Source organism: Acidisoma silvae, assembly GCF_020618775.1.
In the GTDB taxonomy this organism is placed as follows: Bacteria; Pseudomonadota; Alphaproteobacteria; order Acetobacterales; family Acetobacteraceae; genus Acidisoma; species Acidisoma silvae.
The window spans coordinates 37233-47982 of the sequence record NZ_JAESVB010000023.1 but is presented as its reverse complement, the minus strand read 5'-3'; the positions used below and the strand labels follow the sequence as shown (position 1 = coordinate 47982).

Here is a 10750-nt window from a genome sequence, read left to right as displayed (position 1 = left end):
GAACCCGATCATTCGCCTGATGTATGAACGCCTGCGGGCCGCAGGCAATCCCGGCAAGCTGGCTCTTACGGCATGCATGCGAAAGCTACTGACTATCCTCAATGCCATGCTGCGGGACCGAAAAGGATGGATCTCCGCTTGACGATCAAGACAGTCGCTCATTTTGTGGGCAAATAGGGCCTTGATAATCGGGTAAGTCGTTGAAGAAAATGAACTAAAACGCCTTTTTGTGCGTTTCGTCTTGTAATTCGACCTACTTGCTGCTTTGCCCCGAATTGTTCAATCACCACAGTATTTTAGGGAGCCGACACCTTGTAGTGGTGCCCACAGTCTGAGGAAGACCCATTGAAGGAGTAATGACAGGTCCTAGTGGAAATCGAGGATGCCGAAGCCATTCTCACCGGAAACGAAGTCCGGGGCTTGCTTCGCGTCAGCGTGCACGGGACAGCCGCTCGAACCTTCATTCTGCCGAGCTTCCGGTATTCATGGCGCGTCATCTCAATTTGACGCTGTTCCTCGGTGAGGGGGATCGTTTTTGCAGATATTCTGCGCAAAGGTTTTGATTGCGTGATCCGTGGCGGCGATCGCTGACAGCGACATGACCGTCCGACGCTTGGGCTTAGCCAGAGAAATGACCTTAGCGGTCATGCCTATCTCGCCCAGCGAGGTGTCCCTTGCACATTGGAGGGCGTCCAGGGCCATGAGACGATCGGCTTTGCGTCATCACGCACCGATCAGGTTCTGCCGCTTAAATTCAAGGTAAAAAACGAGGAGCACAGCGTGACATTGCCTCATCGTGTGATCGTGACCGAAACCGAAAGTTATGCGGCTTTGGACTCATCCAGGTCCCGCGTTATCGCTGTGCGCAAGAGATTGCCGAGGGAACGCTTGTCGAGCTGATGCCTGACTATCCCCCTGCCGTCACGTCAATTTCGGTGCTCTATCCGAGGATCCGTCAACTTTCGCCCCGCGAGCGGGTTTTTCTCGACTGGCCAGTCGACACAATCTCGCTAAAGATCTGATACTTTAACAAATATGCGCCCCTGGAGCAGCTTCAAAAGCCAAGCTGTGTCTTAGCTGGGTCGGGTTATGTTACTAAACTATCTACGGCGCGTGACAATCAATGAGGCGTCCGCTAAAGCCACTCCTGCATCAACTCTGATGCTGAGCGTTTAACGGGGGCAACTCCAGCAATTGCGAAGTTGCGTTTGCGATCCCAGTTACCTTGAGCATGTTTATCAAACGGTCGGAGCGGCTTTCGTTGAACGAACTGTCACAGCTCATTGGCGACATATACGATACGGTGATTAGTCCTGAGTCTTGGCCGAGAGTCCTTGAAAGAATTACCGACTATGTCGGCGCGGCAAGGAGTATTCTGATCCTTGAGGACGCGATAGAACCGACGAAAAGTGTCTTTTATGTATCATTCAATGATCCAGAATGGGTTAAAAGCTATCTTGAAACCTATCTTCTCCTCAACCCTATGCGGCTATCGAGTATTGGTCAGGTCGAAGCGGGCATGGTCATACTGACGTCAGACGTTATGGCAATCGAGGAATACGCTAGAAGTCGCTTTGCAACGGAATTCTTGGCACCGCGTCGGATGGTTGATGTGGCCGTCGCCGTTTTGGAGGCAACGGCTACAACCATAACCGTGCTAGCGTTCGTAAGAAGCAAAGAACAGGGGCTAGCTGACGAATTGCTTCGACAGAAGCTGGAACTAATTGGCCCGCACGTCCGGCGTGCAGCGACGATTGGCCGTGTACTCAATCAGCAAACCCTTGAAGTGTCTATCTTTTCACACACGCTCGACCGACTGGACGGTGCGATCTTCCTGCTCGATAAGCGGGCGACCGTGCTGCACAGCAACCAGGGAGCGCGTACCTTGCTGGCCGAGCATCCTGAAATGATCGCAATCGTCGGTGGAAAGGTCAGGGCATCGGCCCAGCAAACGCGGGAGCTTTTCGAAACTGCGCTAATTCAAGCAGGGGAGGGGGATAATGCTCTTGGCACTGAGGGTATTTCCATCATTTTCGGTAGTGCCGAGGGCCGAGCAATCGTGGGTACTTTGATCTCGCTGGTCAGCGGGTCAAGGAAGTCCCTTGGGGGCAGCTACCGTGCGGTCGCGGCTTTGTTTATTCGAGAATTGCAGTTCGATAGTCCGGCCTCCGTCGACATGTTGAGGTCGCATTTCGGACTGACGCGGCGCGAGATCGCGGTCGTTGCTGGCATCGTGGAACTGGGCGGCGTTCCGCAAATCGCGGCTGTGCTTGGGCTGGCTCCGGAGACTGTGAAATCTCACCTTAAGTCGATTTTTCGCAAAACCGGCACAAGTCGGCAGGTGGATCTCGTCAAGCTCGTTGCAAGCGCGGCAAGCCCTTTCGGTCGTGGCAAGTGACCCATAGCGTGACGGGCGGCTACGATTAGGCGAGCCTGCCATCGCGCTGCCTGCGCGCTTGCGCGGCAAGCAGGGCACGCACTCGGTCCACCTTACGCCCTGTCACTTGCAGAGGTGCATATCCCGAGGCATCCATCGCCAGCGTGATGTCGCGCGCTTCCGAACCCCAGGCCGGATGCAGTTCAATGATGTCACTATCCTCGAACGCCTGCCTGTCGCCGGTTTCCAGATAGCTTTCGGTGGCGAGACCGTCCGCCAGCAATATGGCGTGGCGCGGCAATTCGATATGATAGTAGCCTACTGTCTGCATCGGGACCTGTCGGACAGTGGTGCCGTTGATCAGATGCTTCACTGGGATCAGCACGGACTCCCGGTAGATGGCATGATCGGGCGACAAAAACAGGTCACGGCTGGGCTGTCCTTTGCCGAAAGCGTTGGCTTCGATGCAAATCGGATAGACCTTCCGAGGTTCAGAGTGGAGATGACAATGAACCTCGCGGAAGCCGATCCATGTCACGCGCTCGCGACCATCGAGAGTGAGAACCAGGTCGCCGACGTCGAGATCCTCGATTGCGATCGGACCGTCCCCGGTCGCGATCCGCGTGCCGCGGGCGAAGCAGGCCACTTGGCCGTCGTCCGTTGCGATGGTTTGCGGCAAAGGCGCCACGATGGTCGTATCCGCTTCCTCGAATGCAGCGTCGGTTCCCGTCCGGGCGGCAATGCTTAATTGCTCTGCGGCATTGCTCTGATCAGCAATGCTGGCGCCGGAGACGGCCTGGAAAATGCCGGCGGGTGCGGCGCCACTTCCGATCTGCGTCTCGACCGTGTTAATCGTGGTGGTGGCAATGTCGACAATCGCGGTGGTGGCCGCTGCCGACAAGCCGGCATTTGAGACCAGGGTGGATGGATCGGTCAGGTCCAGCGTCTGGCCAGTGGCCAGTCTTTGGGCGATCGCCGTCATGGTGGTGTCGGCGGAGCCGCCAGCCGCCGTAATCAGCGTATCGGCGCTGCCAAGGTAGTTATCGGCCTCGAAGACGGCAGCGACAGTCTGCAGGGCCGCCGCATTTAGCCTCGTGGCGGACAGGCTGCCTTCGGCATCAAGGCTTGTCAGATCGGTCCCGGCGGGCAGGCCAAAGGCCTGCACCACCAGGGCATTGGCAGCGGCAATACCGGCCGCGCTGGTATCACCCGAGGCAACCGCGACAGCTTCCACCAGCGTCGTCAGCGGCGATATGATCGTGGAGCCGGCCGGCGCCGTCAGCGTTCCGGTGAAGGGCAGGCCGGTCGCATTATCTACGCCGCCTGTCAGCATGATCGGACCGGTGCCGCCAGTCAGCGTGAAGCCACCCAGGGCATCCGTCGTCACCGGCGTGCCGGACCCGTTCTGGTAGCTGACCGTAGCCCCAACCAGATAGCCATCTTCGCCTGTCGCGCCTGTTGGTCCCGTCGTACTGGCGACGCTCAGGTTGGTGTCGGAATAGGCGTAGGCATAGATGGTGGTGGCACCGTTATTATTGGCGCCCTGGCTTTCGGGCGCGCCTGCGCTGCCGAGCGTGCCTTGCCCGTCATAGCCGGTCGTGGCGCTGTCGCCGGTGTAGGCGAAGTTTATGGGCGTGATCGCGCTTGGGCTGTCGGCATAGATCGCGCCAGCGGCATTGCCCGCCAGGCCGGCGGCCTTATAGCCCACATTGGGCGTATTGAGCTGGCCGCCATTGCCGCCCGTGCCGGTGTTGCCGCTGAACGTGACGCCGTTGCCCGATGCGGTGGCATTCCCTTGTATAAAAAGGCCGCCAGCGGCATTGCCGCCTGTGCCCGCCGCGCCCTCAAAGTCATTCGTGCCGCCATCGCCGCCGACCCCCCTATTGTCGCTCAAGGTCAGGTTGGCGAGCGAAACCGTGGACCCTTGTTCCGCAAAGATCGCGCCGGCCGCCGCGCCGCCACCGCCGCCCGTCGCCTTATCCTGTGCGACGCCGCCCGCACCCCCGGTCGCCACGTTACTGCTGAAGGTCAAGTCCGATCCGGCCAGCGTGGCACCGCCGCCCACCAGAATGGCACCACCCGCATCAGCCCCTGATTCACCATCGTCGTCGGTGAGACCGGTTTGGATATCGCTGCCGCCATCGCCGCCTATGGCGGTATTGCCGACGAAGCTGTCCTGCACCAGCGACAGATGACCCTGGCTGAGATCGATACCGCCGGCCGCCGCCGTGCCCGCGGTGGAATTGGCGGCGGCAGATGCGTTTGCCCCCGCAGCGCCAATGCCGGCCCCATCCTCGATCGTCAGCCCCTCGATCAGGGCGCTCTGTTCAGAGTCGAGCGCGACATTGAAAACGGTGACGGCATTGCCGCCACTCACATTGATATTTGAGCCGAGCCCATCGATCGTCACGCCGGTGGTGAGCGTCAGCGAAGACGCCAGTGTAATGGTGCCGCCCACGATATTGGAGGCGAAGGTGATGGTGTCTCCGTCATGCGCCGCGGAGAGCGACGCGCGCAGCGATCCCACCCCGGAATCATTTGTATTGGTGACTGTCAGGCTGGTCGGCTGGGTGGCCGGGGGGGCTGCCGGAGAGATCAGCGCGGTATAGACATGGGGTGTACCGAACGCGCTGGCCGCGATCCCGGAGACCAGATTGTCGGCGCTGCTTTGAAAGGCGACCCTCGTGCCGTCGGATGAAAGCGCCGCTGCCTCCGTCTGCCCGTCGCTGGGAATGGCCCCGGCTTCGGATACCAGCGTGAGACCGGTCACCACACCGTCCGAAAGCGTCGCCTCATAAACCTGCTGGCCGCCCACCAGGTCATTGCCGAGATTATCGGCATTGTCTGTGAAGACGATGGTTTGCCCGTCGCCCGATATGCTGACGCTCTGCGCGGAATTATCACCGACGATGCCGTTCGGAGTTTGTGAGACGAGCGTCAGCTGGCCGGTCAACAGATCTTTGACGTAGACCTGCGCATAGCCCGCTGGCAGCACCGTGCCGGGCAGCAGATTGGCGGGGGCCAGATTGTCGGATGTGCTGATAAAGGCTAGGTAGCGGCCATCGGCCGACAGCGCGCCGTCATAGCTGGTGCCGTCCCCGACGCTGCCATCGGCATTACCAGTCACCAATTCGATCTGCCCAGCGACGAGCCCGCTCGCGGTATCCGTCGTCTGAGCCTTGACGTAGATCTGTTCGTCCCGGCCGTTGAGAGTGGCGCTATGGGCGTCGCTCGCCGCCAGCAGGTTGGTGGCGGTGCTGGCGAAAGCGACCTCGCTGCCATCCCCGGAGAGCGAGACATCGCTGGCTGTGCCATTGCTCTGCGTGCCGTCGGCCGCGACCGAGACGGCGACCATACCGGCCAAAGCACCGCCGGACAGGGTCGCGACATAGACCTGATCATTAGTCTGGCCGGCGCCTACGCCCGCGACCAGATTATCCGCATTGCTGAGGAAGGCGACCTCGCTGCCATCGGCCGAGAGGCTGGGTGATGCGGCGGCGCCGTCACTCGCGGCACCGTTCGCCGCTGAAACTAGCGTGACGGTCCCGGTCGTCAGGCTCTTGGTAAACAGCTGATCTGGATAGCTGCTCTGGTCGACATAGGCGAGGGTTGTGCCGTCACTGGACAGGGCCGCATTGCCGCCACCAGCTGCCTGCAGTGTCACCGCCCCGGTCGAAAGGTTCTCAGTATAGACGCCTGCCGCAATGCTCGGGTCAGCATCGGTGGACGGGGACAAGGCGTCTGCTTCGCCGCCGACGGGCTGCACCTGAAAGGCAATGATCTGGCCGTTACCGGAGAGTGCGGGGAAGGATTCGCTTGCGGTCGATGGGTCAGCCGGGTCCGCTGAGACCAGCTTGAGCACGCGGGTGCCGTCAGCGGTATAGGCTTGGGTTGTCGTGATGCCCTTATTGCCCGCCGCATCTACGACAGAGGCGGAAATAGCGCCGCTAACACCGAAGCTTTCCGCCTGAAACGCGCTGGCGGTGAGGCTAAACCCGGTCACGCCGGCGGCCGGCGTGACCGTCTGGGTCTGCCCGTCCGGGAAGACGATCACGACACTCTCGCCTGGCTTCAGCGGGCTATCCAGGCGTCCGGTGATGGTGGCGTCGAGCTTGGCCTGATCGGACAGATCGACAGTGTCGGTTCCGTTGATCATCAGGCTCAGCAGCTTTTCCGCCGGGGGCGTCGTATCGACCGTGATGGTGATCGGGGTGGAGGTCGGGCTGCTATTGCCCGCACCATCGGTCCCTATTGCGGTCAGCGCGCTATTGCCCTCGGGCAGTGCCACGGTCGTCGTGATATCAATATAGCCGATGCCCCGGACCCCGTAATCGGGCACGATACCCGAGCCGATCGCCGTTCCATTGTCATAGAGGGTGATCGTCTCACCCACTTCGGCACCGACCGTGACGGTCGGTTCGTCAGAATTGGTCAGGAAATTGCTCGTCTCCGATACCGGCGACAGGGAAGCGATATCCGGCGCGGTCACCAGCGTCAGGCCGAGCGCCTGGCTGAAGGCGCCCGTCAGCGGGTCGCCGTCGGCATCGGCGATGGTGGCGCCGGCGGGCAGGTTCAATCCGGTCACGGTGATGTTGCTGCTGCCGGCATCCCCGATCGCTGGCACATAGGTGAACGTGATCTGATCGGTGCCGGACCCGCCCCTGTAGGTGGCATAGGCGCCATTGCTCAGCGTGAGGGTCGGCGTACCGGTGACGTAGACGGTCTCGCTTGTATCGAGGGTGACTGTCAGTGTCTCGGTCGGGCCGAAGCTGGTGCTGCCGAAAGCGCCGCCGCCGTTTTCGTCCTGTCCCGTAATGCTGGTCAGGGTCGGCAGAGGCAGGTCGCTGATTTGCGCCGTTTCGCTGACCTCGGCCGGCGTTCCTCCGGCGCTGCTGACGCTTGCTTCGATGAACAGTGAGGAACCGATCAGCTTGCTGGGGTCGAACGTGTAGCTCCAGCTGCCATTGGCCTGCACGGTCGCTGTCCCGACTTCGATGCCGGCCTGCTGGAAATCGATCTCCACGATTTGGCCGATGGCGTTGGACGTGCCGGTGAGGGTGACGCTGCTGGCGCCGGAACTGAACTGGTTGCTGCCGTTGACGGCGGCCAGAGTGAGCGTCGGCGCCGGACTGCGATAGGTGATGTAGTATTGCGGGTCGGTCGTGACCCCGCTGGTGCCGTAGGTCGTGAAATATGTAACCTCTGAATTCTCGACTGTCAGAACCGCGTTGCCATTGTCCGAAGCCGCCGTGGCGTAGCCGACCATGGTGGGCGACACGCCGAAAGTCGCTAGGATTGCGGTATTGCCGCCGGCATCGGTCACCGTCGGCAGTGGATTTTCGGATCCGTTATTGGCATTGAAGTCGTAATCGGGCGCTGAGCTGAAGGTGACGCCGCCTTCGACGAAGGTTGGATAGGTAATGGCCTCATAGGCACCGTTTCCTTCGGCGCCGTAAGGATCGGGCGAATCGACGGTGTTCTCCGTCGGGCTATGATTGGTGGCGAGGGTGGGCGCGGCGATGCCTGTGGCCGTCAGGTCGATAACCGCGCCGGTCTGCAGATCCTGTTGATATTCATCGCCGCTGGTCCAGACCGCATAGCGCCCATCGGTTGATAGTTGCACGGTCGCGTTCGCGCCGGAGAGAAGAACGGTCGAATCCAATTGCGCGGTCCCGACAGTCACGACCTCTGTATTGTCCTGTACGACATAGGTGAAAGGGTCGAACTCGCCTACGGTGACTGTTTGGGTATTGTCCTCCGAGACCTGCACCGGGGTATCCGAGCTGCCGGTTTCCAGGAAACCTGTGACGTCGACAAAGCTTTCCAGCGCGTAGATGCCGGGCGTGAGCCCGGTGGTCGGCAAAGTCGCCGTCCAGCTATAAAGCTCATTGCCGACGCTGTCGGTCTCGTCCAGATCCGTGGGCGTCACCGGCAGTGAAACAGAATAATAATAGGCGCGTTCGGGCAGGCCTTCCTCAGTTTGATAGCCGATCAGGTAAACTTGGATCGTCGCATTATTGAGTGATCCAGCATCTGTGATGCCCGACACCTTCACGCTATCTTTGTCAGGCGTGATCAGGTCGGTCGGCACACCCTGCGCATTGGTAAGAGCGTCGATGATCGAATAGTAATAATTTAGGGCTACATTGGGGGGATAGGTTGGTACAACACCTTGAGACATCGACTAGCTCCTTCCCGGTCTTTGCCAGAGCAATTTATCGGCCGGCCGAACTGAAACGATCGTCTCAAACGCCTGCAGTTTTCTGATGGCCCGAGTAAACGCATGCTGCCGCGGCGGGCGCATCCCCCGATTGGGGGAGATCATCGCGCAAGACCAAAGAATGTAGTCATCCTTGGCCCAGCCTCTTGCCGGGGCAAATTTGCCTGTGGCTTTCAGTCATGGTGGGCTTTTGTTCAAAATGCGTCACCGTGGAGACGACCTCGGGCGGGGTAACGAAGTCCAGGCATTGTCTTGGGGTGCCGTTGTCGAAGGCAAGCAATTGCTTGGGGCCGGGCAGCGACGGACCAAGCGGGTCTTTAAGGGCCATGGCGGTGGGCGAGGCTTTCCGGGTCTTGTCTTTAAAGGGCGGTCAGGCAGGAGGTTCGCGCGTGCAGGACGAGGACCGATTGGCCGCAAATTGAGAAAAGCATAAAATCGGCTTCCCAGTGTCCGGGCTGGGCCAGCGGCAGGACGTCGGCGGTGCGCTGAAAGACTGCGACGCGTTGCTGGATAAAGCTTGCGTTCGCGCGGCCTGGCCGAGAGCGGGCCTGGGGCAGGTAGTGCCGCCAACCGCGGTCGTTGGCGCGTTTCAGTTGGGCTTAGATGAAACGGTAGATGGTCTCATGGCTGATGACCGTCTGACCTTTCTACTGCTTCAGCCGGCCCGACACCTGCTTGGGCCAACAGAACCTGATCGCGCAGGGTGGTGTCGCGTTCCAAACGGCTAATCGGCCAGTGTCGGGCAGAGGCCTGCGCCCAAGCGTAAGCAGGCTTGTAGGGCTCGGCTTTCAGCCCTGCCCCGGTATCGCGCTTCAGCTCGCGTGCGATGCTTGATAGCGCGCGATCCGAGCTGCAGCAATTTGCCAGATCGACACGCCCGAGATGGGGACTGTCAGGAATTTCGTGTTTGGCCGGGCGATTGAACATTGTTATGCCGCTGCCCGTCTGAAGCGTTGGCCGAACAAGACAGCAAACTGGGCCTTCGCCATGGACCATTCACGCGGCGGCATGATCCATTCTTTCTCGGTGCGGTTCAAGACCAAATAGAGGAGCTTGAGGGCGGCTTCGTCGGTGGGAAAGTGACCCCTCGCCCGAACGGCACGCCGAAGCTTTGAGTTCAAGGCCTCTATGGCATTCGTGGTGTAAATCAGCCTGCGAACGTCGGTAGGAAAGGCAAAGAACGGGATGACTTCGGACCAGACCCGCCGCCACGCCATACCGATAGCGGGATATTTCTGTCCCCAGAAGCCAGCCTCAAAGGTGCCGAGCGCGACCTCAGCCGCCGGCGCGTCAACCGCCCTGTAGATATCCTTCAAGGCTCCAGCCACTACCTTGCGGTCCTTGTAGGAGACGAAGTCCAGGCTGCCGCGGAGCAGATGGACTATACAGGTTTGGACCGTGGCCTCTGGGAAGACCGCCGTTATTGCTTCGGGAAAGCCCTTAAGGCCGTCGACCACGGCCAGCAAAATGTCATCGACGCCGCGGTTGCGAAGCTCATTCATGACCCGCAGCCAGAACTTGGCACCCTCGTTCTGCTCCAGCCAAAGTCCGAGTATTTCTTTGCCACCATCGTGTCTGACGCCGAGAGCGATATGCACGGCCTTGTTGCGAACCAGGCCCTCGTCGCGGATTTTGACCCGCAAGGCGTCAAAGAAAACCAGTGGATAGACCGGCTCCAGGGGACGAGCCTGCCAGGCGGTGATCTCATCAAGAACGGCGTCCGTCACTGCGCTAATCAGGTCCGGAGACACGTCGATGCCGTAGAGATCGCGCAGATGGCCGACAATCTCCCGGTTGCTCATCCCGCGCGCATACATCGAGATGATCTTGTCATCGAAGCCAGGGAACCGACGCTGGTATTTGGCGATCAGCCGAGGATCGAAGCTCGATTGTCGGTCCCGCGGGATCTCCAGTTCCAACCGGCCTGTGTCGGTCGTCACGGTCTTGCGGCCGTAGCCATTGCGGCCGTTCTCAACCCCGCCTTCGCCACCGAGATGGTGGTCCATCTCCGCGTTCAGGGCCCGTTCCGCTAGGGCCTTCTTCAGCCCATCCAGAAGGCCGCCGGGGTCAAAGGCGGTCTTTGCGTCCGCTCCCGCCAGCAGTTGATCCAATATCGCATCTGGAATCGTAGGCTCTTTGCGGCGCGCCATGGG

5 protein-coding genes and 1 pseudogene are annotated in these 10750 nt (G+C 60.4%); 3 read left to right on the top strand and 3 right to left on the bottom strand.

Annotated features, from left to right (window positions below):
• The 3 genes and pseudogenes from ASILVAE211_RS23220 to ASILVAE211_RS23215 all read left to right on the top strand — a co-directional run.
• Positions 1–142 (top strand): annotated as a pseudogene (locus ASILVAE211_RS23220) (IS110-like element ISEc32 family transposase); the annotation flags it as partial.
• Positions 143–752: 610 nt separating this feature from the next.
• Positions 753–1022 carry a LysR substrate-binding domain-containing protein gene (locus ASILVAE211_RS26570; protein ID WP_406566093.1) on the top strand — a complete coding sequence of 90 codons (270 nt, stop codon included), beginning with the start codon at positions 753–755 and terminating at the stop codon, positions 1020–1022.
• Between the two features lie 239 nt (positions 1023–1261).
• Positions 1262–2398 carry a helix-turn-helix transcriptional regulator gene (locus ASILVAE211_RS23215; protein ID WP_227323749.1) on the top strand — a complete coding sequence of 379 codons (1137 nt, stop codon included), beginning with the start codon at positions 1262–1264 and terminating at the stop codon, positions 2396–2398.
• Positions 2399–2423: 25 nt separating this feature from the next.
• Here the strand turns inward: ASILVAE211_RS23215 and ASILVAE211_RS23210 are convergent, their stop codons facing one another.
• The 3 genes from ASILVAE211_RS23210 to ASILVAE211_RS23200 form a co-directional block, all read right to left on the bottom strand.
• Positions 2424–8558: a Hint domain-containing protein gene (locus ASILVAE211_RS23210; protein ID WP_227323748.1), complete on the bottom strand. Its 6135-nt coding sequence runs from the start codon at positions 8556–8558 to the stop codon at positions 2424–2426.
• Between the two features lie 166 nt (positions 8559–8724).
• On the bottom strand, positions 8725–8925 hold the full coding sequence (locus tag ASILVAE211_RS23205) for a hypothetical protein (protein WP_227323747.1): 201 nt from the start codon (positions 8923–8925) through the stop codon (positions 8725–8727).
• 601 nt (positions 8926–9526) lie between these two features.
• A complete protein-coding gene (locus tag ASILVAE211_RS23200; protein ID WP_227323746.1) occupies positions 9527–10747 on the bottom strand; it encodes an IS256 family transposase in 1221 nt (406 codons plus the stop codon).
• Positions 10748–10750 lie beyond the last annotated feature (3 nt).

What these genes read in the sequence shown, in the direction of transcription:
- ASILVAE211_RS23210 (WP_227323748.1), bottom strand. Translation starts at nt 8,558, where the DNA reads ATGTCTCAAGGTGTTGTACCAACCTATCCCCCCAATGTAGCCCTAAAT.
- ASILVAE211_RS23205 (WP_227323747.1), bottom strand. Translation starts at nt 8,925, where the DNA reads ATGGCCCTTAAAGACCCGCTTGGTCCGTCGCTGCCCGGCCCCAAGCAA.
- ASILVAE211_RS23200 (WP_227323746.1), bottom strand. Translation starts at nt 10,747, where the DNA reads ATGGCGCGCCGCAAAGAGCCTACGATTCCAGATGCGATATTGGATCAA.